Here is an 18,636-nt window from a genome sequence, read left to right as displayed (position 1 = left end):
GCACGGAGAACCACCGGGATATCGGGCGCTTGCATGTGGACCTGGAAGACTGCACGCTCGCGGGATATAGCGTGTTCACAACCGGACCCGCCTCCGAAGCGGTCAGCTACACGACGAAGGGAACCGTCCGGGCCTATGTCCAGTTCAAGCAAGGCGTACCCGAAGGGTTCGAGCGCTTGGGGCTCTGGCCGGTTGAGTTGTACGCCCAGATCGCGCCGCCGCTCGCGGCTCCCGAATAACCGGCAGGGTGCGCGTGACGGACCTTCTGGCGCCCTCGAGCCTTGTGCGGATGCCTCCGCGCGTTTCCCGTATCCATTGGCCCGTTTTTCGCCAGACCGCCGCAGGGGCATTTGCCTGCGGCCGCGAAACGAGTGCCACATCGCAGTCCTCTGATAGAATCGCCGCGGAAACACCCGGGAGCAGTCACGTGCGCAAAGTGCAGCAAATCCGCATTCAACAGGCAGAAGAGACAGTGGCCATCGCCCGGTCGGGCGAGTATTTGACGCCGTCGGGCAAGCGGGTCGACCTGAAGGCCGCAATCGCGCAGGCCGTGCGGGGAACCTGCGCCTATCCTCCCGACAGGGAACCCGAGCAAACGCGCTGGGAGCCCGTTGAGACCAGGTTTGAAGTCGTCAGTGAAACAACGCTCGCGGCGGCCCGGCGGCTGGTCAGGCTCGGCCGCAGCGCTGTGCTTCTGAATTTTGCGTCGGCCAAGAACGTTGGCGGAGGCTTTCTCAACGGGGCGCAGGCGCAGGAGGAAAGCATCGTGCGGTCTTCCGCGCTCTATGTCTGCCTGAAGGGCCAGCCCATGTACGGATTCCACCGGCGGCTCAAGGATTTTCTCTACACCGATTACGCGATCTATTCCCCCGCGGTGCCGTTCTTTCGCGATGATGACGGCATGCTGCTGGAAGACCCCCTCCGCGCCGGCGTGATTACGGCTCCGGCGGTCAATGCCGGCGCGCTGGACCCTGCGCGTAAAGACGAGGTGTTGCCGGCCATGGCCCGGCGGATACGCAAGGTCCTGGGCATAGGATTGGCCAAAGGGCACGACACCATCATCCTGGGCGCTTGGGGGTGCGGCGTGTTCAGAAATGACCCGGTGCAAATAGCCCGTTTATTCAAGCAGGCGCTTCTGCAGGAATTCGCGGGCGCGTATGCTCACGTTACGTTTGCCGTGTGCGACTCCTCGCCGGCAAGGCGGCATATCGCGCCTTTTGAGGCGGAATTCGGCCCGGTTTCCGCCTGACCGGCGGCGGTACGCCGGGAACGTGCCCCGGGTGTGCATGGCGTGTACCGTGGCCGCGCGGAAAACTGGTTGTTGCGGGCTTTTGACGTCACCGATGGCGCCTCTTCCTGGTCAAGAGCTGAAGAGACATCCGGGAGCGCGCCGTGAAGTGCGGGCAGCGGTGGTTCCCGGGCCCATTTCACAAGAGGGGAGTGCCGTGATGAATTCGAGATGGCTGGTCGTGCTGCTGGCAATATCGGCGGCGTGGGTGGCGGCGGGGGATGAGAAGGCGGCGCCGTCGCGCAACGTGCATGCCTTCTATTACACGTGGTATGGCAACCCACAAACGGACGGCGCATGGCGGCACTGGGACCACGAGGTGATTCTCCGAGAAGGGGGAGGGGCGCACCACCGGCCGCCGGACGACATCGGCGCCAATTTCTACCCGGAGATGGGCCTGTACAGCTCGAACAGCCGCGCGGACACGGCGCGGCACATGGCCCAGTTGCGGGACGCGGGCGCCGGCGTCGTGGCCGTCACGTGGTGGGGGCGCGGTGATTACTCGGACGAGGCTCTGGAAACGGTATTCGCCGCCGCCGCGTCCTGCAATATGCAGGTCTGTTTCCACATCGAGCCGTTCCCCGGCCGGAACGCCGCCACGACGCGTGACGCGCTGGTCTATCTGCTGGACAAATACGGCGGCCATCCCGCGCTCTTTCGCGACCCCGCGCGCGGTAACCGGACCATGGTCTATCTGTACGACTCCTATCTCACGACGCCGGCGGAGTGGGCGACCGTTTTCGGCAGAGACGGCGCATGCACGGTCCGGGGGACGGAGCACGATGTGCTGGCCATTGGCCTCTGGGTAAAGGCAGCCGACGGCCCGGCGCTGGTGAGTGCGGGTTTTGACGGATTCTACACGTATTTCGCCAGCGATGGGTTCGTCTTCGGTTCAACCTTGGCGAACTGGCCCGCGCTCGGGTCCTTTGCGCGGGGAAACGGGCTCCTGTTCATCCCGAGCGTGGGGCCGGGCTACTGCGACACGCGCATCCGCCCGTGGAATGACGCGAATACGCGCGCTCGAGAGAGAGGCGCGTATTACGACCGCGCATTCGAGGCGGCTCTCGCGGCAACTCCGGACTTCATTTCGATTACGTCGTTCAACGAGTGGCACGAAGGTACGCAAATCGAGCCGGCCATTCCCAAGCGCACGAAGGCGTTTACCTACCTCGACTACGAAGGGCTGCCGCCGTCCTACTACCTCGACCGCACGGCCTATTGGGTCCACCGCTGGGACATGGAACGGATGGGTGCGCCGTGAAAGGCCCGCACTCGGCCGGTAGAGGCTGGTAACCCCACATCGTAAGATATTGCTGTAAAAAGACTTACAGGGTGTGGCGCATCTGGAGGTCCGGGAGTTCTTTAAAAGGACCGAATATCGTAACAAAAGACCAATGGCCTCCGATGCGCTCCCGGTGGCCATTTCCCCTTGCCTGGGAGTGCGCTGACGATAGCTTTCCATGAACCACACTGACAAATTCTTGACATTAGCGGCATTCTGTGATAATCTACATCTGGTCGCGTCTCTCAAGCGAGAGCAAGAGGGCGCTTCTGATTAGACGGCAGTAGAACTCTTTTGAGCATGGACTTGGCAGGGGGCCCATGCGGTGTCTTCTTGATGGAAAACACGCCGGGTCCATTTTCAGGTGTCGGCAAGACAGGCATCGTAATATGCTCTTCTAGTCTTCTGTCTGCCAACACGGGGTGCGTTTTTACTAAACGAGGAGAAACGACATGTACAAGGCAAGCAGGTTCTTGAGGTACGGAGCGTGTAGCGTGCTCCTGACGGCTGCGATGGTGTTGCTGGCTGGGTGCCCGCCGAAACAAGCAACAGAACCCATACTGAGCTTCGACGGCGACTGGGACAAAGATGATTCGCATCCCTCCTGTGGCGAAGTCTCATTGCAGCCGCTGACGGCGGGTCAGAATATCGACGCCGGGTCGGTGGTCATCTCGAACGACGTCGATAACCTGTACGTGACCTACGCGACGGCCAACGGCTGGGTGATCACCGGGGCGCACGTTCATGTCGGGTTCAGCGACACGGACTATCCGGGCTACGGTTCCGGCAATGGCGCGCCCGTTCCCGGGCAGTTCCCTTACAACAGCGACGACGACCCGGATTTCTCCGGACCCTTGGCGGAGTACACCTTTACCATTCCATTATCTGATCTTGGCTTGGCGCAGTGGACCTGCGACGTCCCGCTCTACATCTTTGCCCATGCGGTCGTGGCGCTGCTGGATGAAGACGGCAACGAAATCCAGAGCGAGACGGCTTGGGGCGGCGACACGCCCGGCGAGCACAGCAACCGCTGGTACTTCGTGGCGCCCTTTGCCCTGCAATGCTGCGGCGGCGAAGGCGAAGGCGAGGGCGAGGGTGAAGGCGAAGGCGAGGGCGAGGGCGAAGGCGAAGGCGAGGGCGAAGGCGAGGGCGAGGGCGAGGGCGAGGGCGAAGGCGAGGGCGAGGACGACTGCGGCTGTGAGGGAGTCGTCAACGAATTAGTACTTGAGTACATCCGCTCTTGCGAAGCCATGGTGCACATCTATCCCATGAACATGGCCTTGGGTCCGCTCTTTGTCGGTACCGTCCAGCCGGGCCAATTGATTACGCTGCAGGGTGACCTTGCGCCAGAGATTTACACCTTCGTCAACTATCAGATTGACGCGTTGATTCACACCGATTGCAGCACTCAGGTCGGGCCAGGGCTGCTGATCGGCGACTTCAGGGTGGTCTCGGGCAAGAGCGACGAGGAACTCGAACTCTGCCCCGTGATCCAGGAATATGTGTGCGGCCCTTGTGAAGGTGGCGTAACCGAGCTTAGTTTCCAGTTCCTTGGCGAAGGGGATTGCATCCACGTCGCTGTGACGCCTGTCGGCAGCAGCGTGCCGTTCTTCTGGGGCTGCGTGGACCCGTACGCGGAACTCACGGCGAACGGCCCCGGCATCAACGGCCTGATGCCACCCATGATCTCCGTCTGGGTCGGCCACGAATATGTCGGCGATATAGACACGAGTTGTGAATCGCCCGTCGGCCCCGGCCTCGTAATTGGACCTCTGTTTGTCACCGGCGGCATGAGTCTCAATGGCGGATACCTCTGTCCCATCGGTCAGTAGCCGCTGAATCAGCGGCCATAGTGGTTGTAGGGAAGGGCGGCCCGAAAGGGGCCGCCCTTTGTCGTCAGGGACTGAAGCCGTGACGAAGACCATGGGCGAGGCGCCATTTTCCTTCCGGCTTGCCGGGCCTTGGCCCAAGACGCGCTCGCAGCAGCGGCGCCTCTGGCTCATCTGCCGCCTGTGGAGTCTTGGGGACGTTCCCAACTATTCTGACGCCGTGGAAGACGGATGCTATTGGCCGCGCCACGGAAACCGCTTCATTCATTTCACTTGTGGGTCTTCCATATAATGGCGACAACAACGACCGGCGCGTTCTTACGTGGGGAATTGCGCGATGCTGTTCAAATGTCTGGTAATCGCTTGCGCGTGCATGGGCGCCGAGGCGCGGCCTGGCCACGACGGTCCGGTTCAGGTGGAAGGCGTCTTTCCCGGCATGACCGTGTATGCTCCGGGGGTCGGGAGCAACAGCGAAACCGGCATCGGGGCGCTTATTCCCTGGGCGGACAAGCTGTGGGCCATTGGCTACGTCGCGCACATCAAGGGTCAGGGCATCGGCTTGTATGAAATCAGCGATGACATGACCATGCGCCTGTGCCCCGAGTCGGTGACGGGCACGTTCGCGAATCGCATGGTGCATTGGGAGACGGGCCAGGTCGTTATCGGTCCCCACGTGATTGATGCCGAGGGCCGTGTCCGCACCATTGACACGCTGAAGACGCACCGGCTCACCGCTACGGCGCGGCATCTCGAGCACCCGGAGACGATGGCCTATTTCCTTACGATGGAGGGTTTGTTGTTCGAGACCGACTTGACGACGCTGGAAACGCGGCAGAAGGCCGACCTGGTCCAGCAGCTTGGCATAGAGGGCCAACCACATTTCAAGGGCTGTTTTACCGCGCAGAACCGGGTCGTGGTGGCTAACAACACGTACGAAGAGGAGGAGTATCTGGGCGAACGCGCCAGCGGCTGCCTGGCCGAGTGGGACGGAGAGAAGTGGACCGTACTGGAGCGAAACCCGTTCGTCGAAGTCTCCGGCAAACAGAACCCGCGCGCGGGGAGCAGGTATGGCAACACGCTGTATGCGACGGGTTGGTGCAGGTCAAGCGCCATCCTCCGGGTTCTTCATGACGGGACATGGTCGCGCTATCTGCTGCCAAAGGCGAGCCAGGCGTACGACCACACCTGGAACACGGAATGGATGCGCATCCGTGAGGCGCAGACGGAACGGTACCTGATGGATTTGCACGGGCTCTTCTACGAGTTGCCCCCACTGGTCTATGGCGGCAAGGTCTGGGGCATCCGGCCCATTTGCGCCCACCTGCGCATTGTGCCGGATTTCTGCTATTGGCGCGGCCTGTTCGTCATGGCGGGCGACCAGACGGACAATGCGGTCGGACAGCCGCAGTCGGGGCTCTGGTTTGGCAATATAGACGCGCTCTGGCAGATGGGGAAGCCCGCGGGCTGGGGCGGCCCCTGGCAGGACACCGAGGTTGTGGCGGACACGCCGTCAGACCCTTACCTGATGACCGGCTTCGACAAGAAAAGCGTCCATCTCCGGCATGATGCGCCACACAACGCACGGTTTACGGTTGAGGTGGACTTCCTGGGCGATGGGACCTGGTCTCGGTATGAGATTCTTGATGTTCCCGCCGGAGCGTACGTGCATTACGAATTTCCGGACGGCTTTTCCGCGCACTGGGTGCGTGTCCGCTGCGACGCCGCATGCAAGGCGACGGCGTATTTCTTCTATTCATGAAGCGCCGGCAAGGTGGGACGCTTGTATTCGTGGCCGCACCTTCCGGTATGCTCATCTCATGATGTGAGGCTGGGGCAGCATGCCTCGGCGGAGCATCCGCCGCGGAAAATCCAGGCGCAGTTCGCCGGAGCGCTGCGCCGCCTCGCACGATGGGGTGCCCGATGGACGGCCAGGCGCATGCCGGTAAGCCGGAACTCATTGAGAGGGATTGCATATCATGAATCGCGAAGTGTTCTTCAAGGTTTCCTATGGCCTGTATGTAGTAAGCTCGGCCAGCGGCGGGCGGGTCAACGGCTACGTCGCCAACACCGTTTTTCAGGTTACCTCGAAGCCAGCCAGGTTTGCCGTGGCGTGCAACAAGGACAACTACACGTGCCGCCTAATCAGGGAGAGCCTTGCCTTTGCCGTCTCCGTGTTGCGGCAGGACGCTTCGTCGGAGACGATAGGCCTGTTCGGCTACCAGTCGGGCAGCGTGGCGGACAAATACGCTTCCGTGAAGCACCGCATAGGCCGGACCGGCGCGCCCATCTTGCTGCAAGACACACTGGCCTGGTTTGAATGTAACGTGACTCAGACTCTTGACACCGGCACGCACCAGCTCTTCATCGGCGAAGTGGTGGATGGAGATGTCCTTGATGACGCCGCCGCGCCGCTGTCCTACGCGTATTACCGGGATGTCAAGAAGGGCAAGGCGCCCAAGAACGCGCCGACCTACATCGAGCCGGCCAAGGAAGAGCCGGTCAGCGCCGCGCCTCAGTGTTCCCCGAAGTACGTATGCCCCGTTTGCGGCTATGTCTACGACCCGGCCGAGGGCGACCCGGACGCCGGGGTCCCGCCAGGCACGCATTTCGCGGAACTGCCCGAAGACTGGGTCTGTCCGGTTTGCGGCGCCCGAAAATCCGAGTTCGTCAGGGAATCGTAGCGCCCGCCCGGCGTGGGGCAGGACTTCGCTCGCGGTCCCGGTGCTGTCTGTTGTAGCGACCCAAAGCCTGCTCTCTTCGAAGGCGGGCGAAGCCTGGGGCGAGCCTTGCGCAACGCGAGGGCTGCCGATGCATCAGGGGCCGAACTCGCCCGCAATCCGGTCCTTCACCCGCGACAGCATCGCCGCAGCAAGACCCGCGAGTGCCGCGCCCATGCCGAAGCCCGCCGCCGCGCCGAACTGGGTCCAGACCCAGCCGAACAGGAGGCTTGCGGGCAACGCCGCGACCCCAATCGCGCCGTGATACCAGCCCAGCGCCGTGCCGCGCAGATGCGCGGGCGCGAGATCGGCGGCCCAAGCGCGTTCGGTCGGCTCACAAAGCCCGTAGTAGAGCCCGTAGACGAGAAACGTCGCGACCATCGCGGCGGGCGTCTGCGCGAGCGCGAAAGCGAGATACACGAGCGCATACACGGCCCACCCCGAGACGACGAGGCGCTTGCGGCCGAACCGGTCGGAAAGGGCCCCGCCAATGTAGGCGGAGCCGGTTTTCACGACGTGGTGCAACGACCACAATACGGCCACCCATTCCAAGGGTACGCCTGCCTCTGACAACCGCAGCAGAATAAACGCATCGGTCGAATTGCCAAGCGTAAATACGAGCAAAGCGGCAAGATATCGCCTGAAATCCTGCGGGAGCGCGCCGAATGACCCGCGTCCCCCGGTTACTCCGTGCGGCGTATCGGCCGGCGGTTCGCGTATGCCAACCAGCAGCACGACCATGACCAGCGCGGCGGGAATCCCCGCTGTCAGGAATACGGTTTGCGGGGAGAATGCCGCCAGCGAGAGCAGCGCGGCGGCAACCAGCGGCCCGAGCACGGCGCCGAGATGGTCCATGCTGCGCTGAAAGCCGAAGGCGCGGCCCCGTTCGTTCGCGGGTACGGCATTGGCGATCAGCGCGTCGCGCGGCGAAGTGCGCAACCCCTTGCCGATGCGGTCCGTGAACCGCATCGCCAGCACGAAACCCCAGGACGGCGCAAGGCCGATCAGCGGGCGCGCCGCGCCTGCGACGCCATAGCCCAGCACCACCCATGGTTTGCGCCGCGCGGTGCGGTCACTCCACGCGCCCGAGACCACTTTCAATAACGAGGCAACCGTTTCGGCGAGCCCCTCGACCAATCCCAACGTCATCGCGCCCGCGCCGAGCACCGTGGTCAGGAACACGGGCAACAGCGGGTAGATCATCTCGCTCGAGAGGTCTGTCAGCAGGCTCGCCAAGCCGAGCGCTACGACAATGCGCGGCATTCTGCGCTTCACGGAAAAGCTCCGGATGTCCCGCTCTAACCGTTCGATTTGCCGGACGGGCCTTGTTTTCCGCCGGTCCGCCTCTGTGCCTGGCGGCGGCGCCCGCTCCGCTTGTACAGCGGCTCGAAAACCGGCCACATCGCCGGGATGATATCAGCCAGCTTCGCCAGCTTCGTCTTGAGGCGCGGTATATGCACCTCGTAAGGCGGTTTGCGCCGCAGCGCGCGATGCAGGATCGCGTGCTCGATCTCTTCCACCGTCAGCATGCGGTACCCCGAGTAGAAGAGGTCCGCCGCGTCGTTGTACAACTGCCCGTCGAGCATGGGCGTCTGAACCGACGCGGGGCAAATGGCGACGACGTACACCCCTTTCTTGCGCAGTTCCAGGTTCACGGACAGGGAGTATGCGCGGACGGCATATTTTGAGGCCGCGTAGACTGCCATGCCCGGCACGGGGGTCAGTCCGGCGATGGACGCGATATTGACGATGTGCCCCTTGCCCCGGGGCGCCATGTGACGCGCTGCCGCGCGAGTTCCGAATATGACGCCTTTCACGTTGACGTCGATCTGGCTGTGAACCTCGTTGATGGGCTGTTCGGTCGCCCATGCGGCCAGCAGCAGCCCCGCGATGTTCATACACACGTCGATGTGGCCGAATTCCCCGGCCGCCGCGCCAAAGACCTCCTCCCAGGCATCCGCGTCGCGCACGTCGAGCGCGCGCAAGCGCACGCGGTCCTCCGGCCATGCATTGTCCCGCGCCGCCTGTTCCAGCGCGGACGGATTCACGTCCGTCGCGAAAACACGGTGACCTTGCCGCAACAGCACGCCCGTCAAATGCTTCGCGATGCCGCTTGCGCAGCCCGTGATGAAGAAGTGCTTGATGTCGCTCATGTGCGCGCCCCTCCGTGTGGATCTTGCGGTGCTCACATGGAAGATACACTAGGCGTTCCAGAGGGTACAAGAATCGGACCTTCTCAGTCTGAGACGCGGCAGACCGCCGCCGGGCCGCGTTGCGTCGCGGCATGCGCAACGATGAAAGAACCCGCAATGATGCGCGCGCGGCTGCCGCCCCGTTCCAGGTGCAGGTTTTCACCGCGGGTTTATCCCCAGGTAACGCGCCGTGCGAGATTCCGTACTCGGTTTGCGCACGCGCGGGAATGACGGCGGGGCGGTGCCGTTTGCGTTTTCCTTTGGGTGCATCGGACTTGGGCTATACTATCGCCTATCTTGAATCGCGGGCGCCGAACAACGGAGATTTCGCATGAACGCGTTTCCCCGGACGGAAGTGGGCGGCTTGAGCGTGTCGCGCATGATCATCGGGACCAATTGGTTTCTGGGCTGGTCGCACCAGACCGTCGCGAAGGACAACTTCATCAAGCGCTATCAGGACGCCAAGAAGGTCGCCGACGTGCTTGAGGTCTTTCTGAACGCGGGTATCGACACGGTCATGGGTATGACGGGACTACCGCTGCTGATGGATGCGGTCCATGAGGCGCAGGATCGAACCGGCAAGGCGATGATCCTGGTGGATACGCCGTGGGCGCCGCTCAAAGAGGGTGGGGTGGACCTGGACCGGGCCGCCATCGTGCTCGACGCGTGCGCGGCGAAGGGCGCGCGGTTCTGCCTGCCCCATTCGAGCGCGGTGGACGCGCTGGTGGACCGCACGACGCAGACGATCCGGGATATGGACAAGGTGTGTGCGATGATCCGCGAGCGCGACATGATTCCCGGTCTCTCGACGCATATGCCCGAAACGCCGGTTTACGCCGACCAATGCGGCCTCGACGCGGAGACGTATATCCAAATCTATAATGCGCTCGGTTTTCTCATGCAGGTTGAAATCGATTGGGTGCACCGGGTCATCCATGAGGCCAGGAAACCGGTGATGACAATCAAGCCGATGGCGGCCGGTCGTTTGAGCCCGCTCGTGGGCCTTGCGTTCGTGTGGAGCACCATCCGCGACCAGGACATGGTCACCGTCGGTGCGCTCACGCCCGACGAGGCAAAGGAAGACATCGAGATTTCGCTGTCGATCCTCGAACGGCGCAAGCCGGAGGTCACGCTCCAGCGCACGCGCAGCAAGCGCTCGCTCGACAAGAAGAACGCTTGAACCCGGCCGCGCCGATTGTTCCGCACCGTCCGCATCCTTCATAATCATGCGTTCGTGTTTTGTCAGGCCGCCCAAAAGAGGATGGAACCGCCACATGAGACGGTGGAATGCCGATTCGGTAATCAGTTTGTCGCGGGCCTTTACGGAGTCGCGTATCTTGCTCACAGCCGTGGAACTGGGGGTGTTCCCGCTGCTTGCGCGGGGAGGCAAGTCCCTGGACGAGATTACCGGCGCGCTGCACAGCGCGCCGCGAGGCACGGCGATCCTGCTCGATGCCCTCTCGGCCATGGGCCTGCTCGCGAAGGAGAACGATCGCTATACATGTCCGCAGGACGTTGCCGCACTGCTGACGGACGATGCGCCAACATCCGTGTTGCCGATGGTCAAACATAATGCGAGTCTCTGGGGCTTCTGGTCTGAACTGACCGGCATCGTCCGGCAGGGCGGCGCAAACCGGGCGCCGCAGGTGTTTCACGATGACGATGAGATTGCGGCTTTTGTGGGGGCGATGCATGTGGTTGCCCGCGAATCGGCCGCAGCGCTGGCGAAGGCGGTGCGCGCGCATGCGAGCGCGCGCCTGCTGGATATTGGCGGCGCCACCGGCACGTACGCGGAAGCATTCCTGCGCGAATACCCGGCCATGCGCGCCACCGTGTTTGATCGTCCCTCCGTTATCGAACTGGCCCGCACGCGCCTTGCGAATACGGACCTGATGGACCGCTTCGACCTCGCCGGCGGCGATTTCTACGCCGACGAACTGCCCGGTGGTCACGACCTTGCCCTGCTTTCCGCCATCATCCATCAAAACAGCCCCGAACAGAACGTGGCGTTGTACGAGCGGGCCTTCCGCGCCATGACGCCGGGCGGCAGGCTCCTCATCCGCGATTTCGTCCTCTCGCCGGACCGTACCCAGCCGATTGGCGGCGCCCTGTTTGCCGTCAACATGCTCGCGGCCACCGCCGGCGGCAACTGCTATACCCTGGGTGAAATCCGCGAAACGCTGGAAAAGGCGGGGTTCACAGGGGTGGAGCTCCTGATCCCCGCACAGAGCATGGACGCTGTCGTTGAGGCGTTCAAACCCTAGTCCGGCAGTCTGCGCGACTTCTCTGTTGTCGGCGCGTGGTCCAGGCACCTGAGCCGGGGGTTCACCTGCGTTTCTTGCCGGTAATGTGAGGCATCTCCGTCTTTCTTCTGGAGGCTGGAACAGAAAGAACTGCCGCGGTGTTTCCCTTCCAACGTTGGGGCTGGGGCAGGCGCAGTCACATTCGAAAGGCGAGGTGCGAGTCATGTCTTCTTGTTTTTCCCGGAGGGGTCGTGTTTGTGCGGCGAGGACCGTGACGTGTGTCGGTCTGGCTCTCATGGCGTGCGTGGTCCTGTGCGGTTGCCCGCGGGACCAGTTGAAGTATGCCGCCGTATCCACCTCCGTCGCCGCAGCAAGCCCCGGTGAAACGATAACCATCGAGTGGGCGTTCGAAAACGAGAACCTGTTGGTCAGCCACAGCGTGCAGGCATTCTTCCTGACCATAACCGGATTGCAGCAGACCACGCCGGAAGAACTGAACGTGACCGACCGCAGCTTCTCTTTTGAATTCACGACTCCTGTAACCGTGCTGCTCTCGTGCAAGGATGAGAATGGTTTTGCCGACCAGGTGGCGTTTGACATACGCCTGAAGGAGGACTTTGCCTTCGCCGCCACGTTCCGCAGCCCGACGGACATGCAATACCCGCGGCTGGGCTACGACGAGAACAGGGAGAACCAGGTATTCTTTTCACAGTTTCTCGCGTTCTTTGATCCCCCCGGCGAAGAGAACGGGGACGTCGATGCCGTGAGCAACATCCTGCCGTCAGATGGGTTCTTCCGCGGTTTCACCACCGGATTGCAGGAAACCATAGGCCCCGACGGCTTCGGTCGGTTCGGCTTCTCACCGGGCAGTCTTTATCCGCTCGTTGCGCCAACCGATCCGAGCTTTGGTCAGGCAAACGCGATGGTCTTCGGCGGCGCTCTCGCTTACGATGGGGAACTCTTCCCGGTCAAGGCTGACCTTGGCGAAATCTTCGGGCGACGCGGTCGCGGTCTGACGTTCGGGCCGATGTTCCTGGCCATCGCCTACCGGATTGATTTCGCAACGCCCAGTGCCGAGTTGTTGGAAATAACTGCAGGCAATCTGAATCAGGGCCTTGTCCTGCCGCTCGTGTTCGGGTTCCTGCAACTATCGCCGCCCAGCGCCCGTTTCGTGGACCTGGAAGGCGCCACGCTGGATTTCGACACGGACGGGACCGAAACTGGCATACTTGAAGGCTCGATCAAGTCGTCACGCGTCGGGTTCCCTATCACGACGGCGCAGGGCGACATCTTCGACACCTTTGTCAATATCGACAGTATAGCGTTTCGCATGCCCTTCGTCTTTGACAAGGACTTCGCCGGGCGCCTCAACTTCGGACCCGCACCGGTGAAACTCGGCGGATGAGCCGGCTGAATCTTCAACGGGGCAAGACCGGCCCACACCCGTCTTCGAGACGGTCGTGTGTGCGGACCTTATTGACGCGTAACCCTGAATACCTTCGCGGTCGCGGCTCGCAGGATGGGAACGGAACCAAGGCTTAGCCTTCCAGGCCAGGTGCCGTGACGCCGTTGCAGCCGTCCTGCGGTGAGTGTTGGATTGTGCAGGTGAGTGTCCAGTATATTGCTTTCTGCCGGGGTGATGTCTCCAACGCACATCTATTCCGATATCCGGTCCAAGGAGCGGCTTAGTCATGAGCGCGGAAGCATGGTGGGTATTGTTATGCCTCGCAGTATTGTTCGCTTCATTCTTCCTGTTCATGCGCAGATGGCGCGCCCGCCGAGGTCATTGGAAATCGCCGCTGACCGCCGCAATCGAAGCAGGCAACGTCATGGAGGTCCAGCGCTTGCTGCAGGATGGGGCAAACCCCTATGCGCTTCCTTCCGCGGCTGAGTACAGCAAATCCCAGCCGCAGCCGGGAGAATCCATTAAGCCGCCGTTCATGATTGCCTTGGAGACGGGAAGAGAAGACTTCGTCGAGGTATTCCTTCGATACGGCTGCCGGATGGACCAGCCCGTCGCATATATTCAGCAGAAGATAGATGCTGAAGCATTTCAACGTCTGATGAACGAGCGCCAGGACGCAGGATTCTACCTGGACGAAGTCAAGATGCCGTGGTGCGACGCGGCGCGTCTACCGCTTGGTTGCGCGATCGAGGCTGTGGCGAAGGGCAGTGCCCCGATGTCGTTTCTTGAATTTCTCATCCAACATGGCGCAGATGTAAACGGCGTCCCGGAAGGCGCGCCCGCCCCCTTGGGGGAAGCCATCGAATCCCGCCACTCCGGAATTCTGGAATTGCTCTTGCGGCACGGCGCCCGTGTGGAACCTTCGCAATTCTATCTCCAGAAAATGCTCGCGGAACCCGTGGTCTTTGACGATGAACTGGAGGAATTCGCCCGGTGGCTATGCACGGCCGTACCGCTGTTGGTGGAACACGGCGCGGCAATCAATGAACCTGACGAAACGGGCTGGACGGCCCTGCATTATGCAGCGTGCCAGGGGCTTCCTGCCCTGACCGAATATCTGCTTGCCGAAGGCGCCAGCGTCACCGCGTTGAATCAGGACGGTCACTCTCCTCTGGACGTGGCCCGAGACGCTCTTGCGGCAACAGCTCCTGGCTCGCCTCGTCTTTCCGGCTTCGAGACCATTATTTCCTTGTTGCAGCACGCTTACGGCTGAGATGTGACTGCAAGCAGGCACTCAGTTGTCCAGCAGACTCAATTGCGCCGAGCCTGTGGATCATTACGCCCGTCACACTCTGCCATGGCACGAAGAGCCTTTGCATTCGTGACTGCCATCGGGCGTTATGAGGGCTCACGCCGCGTGGCAGCCAACAGGTCCTTTCATTTCGAGGTCCAAATCTTTCGCGCCAGGCGGTTTTCGTTTCTGTTGCGCCAGCGGCGGCCATTCCTTATTCTCTCCATACTCGGGAAGCGCCGCAAAACCGGCTCAAACGGAGATAAAGCGATGTTCATGCGTCACAAGGCCGCACATGTCTTCTGGATTCTATTTCTGACCGTCATGCCTGCGTTGATGGCGGCCGGGCAGCCGCTGGATGCGTCGAGAGGCGCGCCCTCGGCGGACGGCGCGACGTTCTGGTTCAATGCGCTCGACCTCGGTCTCGAGGGACAGGGCTGGACGCAGCTCGAACACCCCTATGACCGGCTCCCGGCGGCGGCGAAGGGCGTCGTGCCCGAGCCGGTGTGGTCGCTGGGACACGATACGGCGGGCCTGTGCGTGCGTTTTGTGACGGATTCGCGGTCGGTGTCGGCGCGCTGGTCGTTACGGTCGCAGGACCTTGCCATGGCGCACATGCCCGCCACGGGCGTGAGTGGGCTGGACCTGTACGCCCGGCGTACGGACGGTTCCTGGGGCTGGGCCGGCCAAGGCCGCCCGTCAGTCGCCACCGGGAACGAGCAGGTGCTGGTCTCCGGCGTGCCCGAAGGCGCACACGAATACCTGTTGTACCTGCCGCTGTATAATGGGGCCGAATCGCTCGAAATTGGCGTGCAGGCTGGCGCGTCAATCAGCAAGGCCCCGGCGTATCCGCCGGAACGCGCCAAGGCCGTGCTCGTCTGGGGCACGTCCATCGTGCAGGGTGGCTGCGCGTCGCGCCCCGGCATGGCCTATCCGGCCATTCTTGCGCGGCGCTTCGACCGGCCGTTCATTAACCTGGGCTTTTCCGGCAACGGCAGAATGGACCCGCCCGTGACCGACCTCATTGCGCAGCTGGATGTGGCCGCGTACGTGATCGATTGCGGGCCTAATCTGTCCCCCGAGCTGGTCACGGAGCGCACCGAGCCCCTTGTTCGCGTCCTGCGCGCCGCCCATGCTGACACCCCAATCGTACTGGTCGAGTGCGTGCCGTACGAACACAGTTGGTTCGTCGCGGCCGCGCAGGCGTCCTACGAAGGCAAGAACGCCGCGCTGAAGGCGGCCTTCGACCGTCTTGCCGCGGAAGGCGTTCCCGGCCTGTATTACGTGCCCTGCGACGGCATGTTCGGCGATGACAACGAATCCACCGTGGACGGAACCCATCCCACCGACGTGGGCTTTCTCCGCATGGCGGACACCATCGAACCCGTGCTGCGAAAAGCGCTTGCCGCCGCGGCGCAGTGACCCACATACACAGCCGCAGCAAACGTTGCGTCTTCCCGCTATAATCAGGCGGCGCGGGGGAGACGTCCCGCGAGGAGGGCGAAGCCGTGTCTTCATCTTTGGGCCAGCGTCTTGCATGCAGTCTTGGAAAAATCGCGATAGGGATCGTGTTCATGAACGCAGCGCGCGCCGAGTGGTGTCCCGTGGTGATGGAGGAAAAACCGGGCGCGTTCGAGGCGCAGTGGATCGGGCCGGGGCTGGAGTTGCGGTCGGACGCGGCGGGCCAGGCGTTCTACGTGCGGCGCGTGGTTGACGTGAAAGACCCCGCGTCGTTCGGGCGGACCTGTGTCACCGCGGACAGCCAATATGTGCTATACGTCAACGGGCGCGAGGCGTTCCGCGGGCCGGCGCGCTTTGACCCCATGCACGAGGCGTACGACACGCTCGACCTTTCGGGCGCGGTGCAGCCGGGCGAAAACGTCATCGCGGCGCTGGTCCTGTTCTGGGGACTCGAAACGAACCGCATCCCCTATTTTCAGTGCAGCATGAAGCCCGCATTCCTGTTCGATTCGCCAGAATTGAAGTCGGATGGGCAATGGCGCACGCTCGTGAGCCCGGCGCATGCGGGCGGCGGCGAAGAAGGCACGCGCGGCCACGGCGCGGCCTTCTGGTACGAGCGCGTGGACGGGCGCGGCGTCCCGCTGGGCTTCGAGCAGGGCGGCTTCGACGACAGTGCGTGGCGCGCGGCGGAAGTCATCTGCCGCGCGGAGAAATGGGGCGAGCGGGGCGACACCTATACGCCCTGGAAACTGTACCCGCGTCGCATCCCGGCGCCGGAGCGCCACGCCCCGGCGGCCTGTGCCGTGGTGCAGACGGGCGTCGTGCGCGGGAATGCGGCCGCGCCGCCGTTCGGCTATCTGGTGCGTCCCGAGGAAGACGCTGCCGCCGCGCTGCCGCTCGTCTTTCCCGCGGACGGCGAGACGCATTACGCCGTGCTCGACGCGGGCAGGCTCGTGAACGGGTTCGTGACCGTTTCGTTGGAAGGCGCGGCGGGCGACGCCGTCGAGGTCATGTACGCCGAGGCGCCGTCCAAGAACCGGAAGAAAGACCGGCGCGACGCGCTCGACGGCGCGTGGATCGAAGGCGCGAGCGACGTCTACACCCTCCGCGAGGGGCGCCAGGACTACCAGCCGTTCCTGCACCGCACGTTCCGCTTCATCCGCATTGCCGCGCGGCCGAGCGCGCCGCTCACGCTGCATTTGCTGGCCTACGACTGGACCGGCTACCCATTTCCCGAGCGCGGCAAGTTCCGCTGTTCCGACGAGCGTCTCAACCGCATCTGGGACATGGGCTGGTACACGCAGCGCATGTGCGCCTTCGACACGTACCAGGACTGCCCGTTCTACGAGCGGCTGCAGTACGGCGGCGACACGCGGATTCAGGTGCTGGTGACGTTCTACGCGTCCGGCGACCCGCTCCTGCCCGCCAACGCGATCCGGCAGTTGCAGGCTTCCGCCATCCCCGAGGGACTGGTCCAGTCGCGCTACCCGAACCACGTGTTCCAGGTGATCCCCGGTTATTCGCTGTGCTGGATTCAGATGCTCGACGATTACAACCGGCACACGGGCGACACGGCGCTCGTGCGCGAATGCGCGCATACGGTCGCGTCGATCCTGCGCTTCTACGAGCAGCACAAGACCGGGCAGGGTTTCATCGCGGACCTGCCGTACTGGAACTTCTACGATTGGACCTACGAGAAGAGCGGCGTGCCCGGCGCGCACGCGGAGAACTGCACGCTCAGCACGATGCATTACAAAGGCTGCCTCGACATCGCCGCACGGCTCTTTGACCTCATCGGCGACCCGCTCACGGCGCAGCGCTGCCGCGAGGAGTCCGCGCGCGTGACCGACGCGCTCGAACGGGCCTGGGACGAAGACGCCGGCCTCTACCGCGACGGAATTGCCACGCGCACGTTCAGCCAGCACGTCAACGTGTTTGCCGTCCTCTTCGGCATTGCGGACGACGCGCGCAAGGCGCGCATCGCGGAGCGGCTGTTCACCGACCCCGCGCTGCGCGGCACGACCTTCTATTTCGCGCATTACCTGCACGAAGCCGCGGAAATGCTCGGGCGCCAGGAGTACGTCATCCACGACTTGGACCGGTGGCAACACATGCTCGACCTCGGCGCGACCACGTGGTGGGAAACGCCGGACGAGCCGCGCAGCGAATGCCACGCCTGGAGCGCCACGCCTACCTACCGGCTCATGAGAATGGTCCTCGGCGTGAAGCCGGTGGCGCCGGGCTTTGCCGAGGTGCTGATCCAGCCGTGGCCGGGCGCGCTCGCGTGGACCGAGGGTACGGTGCCGACGCCGCACGGCGATATCGCCCTTCGCTGGGAGAACGGGGACCGCTTTGTGCTCCAGGCAACGCTGCCGGAGGGCGTCCGAGGAACCGCCGTGTTGCCCGACGGCTCGCGCCACGAGTTGAACCCCGGCGCCAATCGCTGCGGCGGGTGAATGGGCAGATGCGGCCTTTCGTTCCAGTTTTATTTTTGTTATCCGCTTTATATGGACAAGCGTGACAGCCGGGGCCTTGCCGACGACCCGGTGATTTTTTCCCGTGACGGGGCAGTCCCCGATCCAGTCGCTCTGCGAGACTATGCCAGCAGGCCGACGAGCAAATCCCCGATGACGTATCCGGCGATGGCGACGCCGAGGCCGACGACGAACATGTCGAAGCCGCTCCGGAAGATGCCGCGGCCGGTGAACACGCTGCGCGCGGCTCCCACGCCGAAGTGGGCGAGCATGGCGATGGTGAAGGACACACCGGCGGCGGCCCAGCCGCTCAGGAACAGGAACGGAAGCACGGGGATGAGCGCGCCGACGGCGGTGGCGGAGCCGGTGATCACGGCCTCGCGCATGGGCGAGGTGTGCGAGGGGCCGATCTGGAGTTCTTCGCGGACCATCTCGTCGAGCGCCTGTTCGGGCT

Annotated in this window: 15 protein-coding genes; 12 read left to right on the top strand and 3 right to left on the bottom strand. The window is 63.3% G+C overall.

Annotated elements, in window-relative coordinates; genetic code table 11:
* From KA184_03680 to KA184_03655, 6 genes are all read left to right on the top strand, one after another.
* Nucleotides 1-239: hypothetical protein (locus KA184_03680; protein ID MBP8128656.1), on the top strand; the 239-nt coding region annotated here is incomplete at its 5' end.
* Nucleotides 240-289: 50 nt separating this feature from the next.
* Nucleotides 290-1,249 carry a TIGR02452 family protein gene (locus KA184_03675; protein ID MBP8128655.1) on the top strand — a complete coding sequence of 320 codons (960 nt, stop codon included), beginning with the start codon at nt 290-292 and terminating at the stop codon, nt 1,247-1,249.
* A gap of 199 nt (nt 1,250-1,448) precedes the next feature.
* Complete coding sequence (locus KA184_03670) at nt 1,449-2,549, top strand: alpha-mannosidase (GenBank protein ID MBP8128654.1); 1,101 nt, start codon at nt 1,449-1,451, stop codon at nt 2,547-2,549.
* A 515-nt stretch (nt 2,550-3,064) separates the two neighbouring features.
* Nucleotides 3,065-4,402, top strand: coding sequence for a hypothetical protein (locus KA184_03665; GenBank protein MBP8128653.1), 1,338 nt, complete (start codon nt 3,065-3,067; stop codon nt 4,400-4,402).
* A 433-nt stretch (nt 4,403-4,835) separates the two neighbouring features.
* Nucleotides 4,836-6,158, top strand: coding sequence for a hypothetical protein (locus KA184_03660; GenBank protein ID MBP8128652.1), 1,323 nt, complete (start codon nt 4,836-4,838; stop codon nt 6,156-6,158).
* A 217-nt stretch (nt 6,159-6,375) separates the two neighbouring features.
* A complete protein-coding gene (locus KA184_03655; protein ID MBP8128651.1) occupies nt 6,376-7,080 on the top strand; it encodes a rubredoxin in 705 nt (234 codons plus the stop codon).
* A 132-nt stretch (nt 7,081-7,212) separates the two neighbouring features.
* Here KA184_03655 and KA184_03650 read toward each other — a convergent pair whose 3' ends face one another.
* Together KA184_03650 and KA184_03645 are read right to left on the bottom strand one after the other, a co-directional pair.
* Complete coding sequence (locus tag KA184_03650; GenBank protein ID MBP8128650.1) at nt 7,213-8,379, bottom strand: MFS transporter; 1,167 nt, start codon at nt 8,377-8,379, stop codon at nt 7,213-7,215.
* Nucleotides 8,380-8,414: 35 nt separating this feature from the next.
* Nucleotides 8,415-9,269, bottom strand: coding sequence for an SDR family oxidoreductase (locus KA184_03645; protein MBP8128649.1), 855 nt, complete (start codon nt 9,267-9,269; stop codon nt 8,415-8,417).
* 370 nt (nt 9,270-9,639) lie between these two features.
* Here KA184_03645 and KA184_03640 point away from each other — a divergent pair, with 370 nt between their 5' ends.
* The 6 genes from KA184_03640 to KA184_03615 all read left to right on the top strand — a co-directional run bounded on the left by KA184_03640 (nt 9,640) and on the right by KA184_03615 (nt 18,164).
* Nucleotides 9,640-10,488, top strand: a complete 849-nt coding sequence (locus KA184_03640; GenBank protein MBP8128648.1) for a hypothetical protein — start codon at nt 9,640-9,642, stop codon at nt 10,486-10,488.
* 94 nt (nt 10,489-10,582) lie between these two features.
* Complete coding sequence (locus KA184_03635; protein MBP8128647.1) at nt 10,583-11,572, top strand: methyltransferase domain-containing protein; 990 nt, start codon at nt 10,583-10,585, stop codon at nt 11,570-11,572.
* A gap of 250 nt (nt 11,573-11,822) precedes the next feature.
* On the top strand, nt 11,823-12,956 hold the full coding sequence (locus KA184_03630) for a hypothetical protein (GenBank protein MBP8128646.1): 1,134 nt from the start codon (nt 11,823-11,825) through the stop codon (nt 12,954-12,956).
* A gap of 286 nt (nt 12,957-13,242) precedes the next feature.
* Nucleotides 13,243-14,229: an ankyrin repeat domain-containing protein gene (locus KA184_03625; GenBank protein ID MBP8128645.1), complete on the top strand. Its 987-nt coding sequence runs from the start codon at nt 13,243-13,245 to the stop codon at nt 14,227-14,229.
* A gap of 288 nt (nt 14,230-14,517) precedes the next feature.
* The gene (locus tag KA184_03620; GenBank protein MBP8128644.1) at nt 14,518-15,669 is read left to right on the top strand and encodes an SGNH/GDSL hydrolase family protein; all 1,152 of its coding nucleotides are present in this window, start codon (nt 14,518-14,520) and stop codon (nt 15,667-15,669) included.
* An 86-nt stretch (nt 15,670-15,755) separates the two neighbouring features.
* Nucleotides 15,756-18,164: a hypothetical protein gene (locus KA184_03615; protein MBP8128643.1), complete on the top strand. Its 2,409-nt coding sequence runs from the start codon at nt 15,756-15,758 to the stop codon at nt 18,162-18,164.
* A 140-nt stretch (nt 18,165-18,304) separates the two neighbouring features.
* On the opposite strand, the gene KA184_03610 is transcribed toward KA184_03615, so the two are convergent.
* The coding region (locus KA184_03610; GenBank protein MBP8128642.1) for a VIT1/CCC1 transporter family protein at nt 18,305-18,636 on the bottom strand (332 nt) is incomplete at its 5' end.

The sequence above is a fragment of the Candidatus Hydrogenedentota bacterium genome (assembly GCA_018005585.1).
Classification (GTDB): domain Bacteria; phylum Hydrogenedentota; class Hydrogenedentia; order Hydrogenedentales; family JAGMZX01; genus JAGMZX01.
This window is presented reverse-complemented; position numbering and strand designations above follow the sequence as displayed.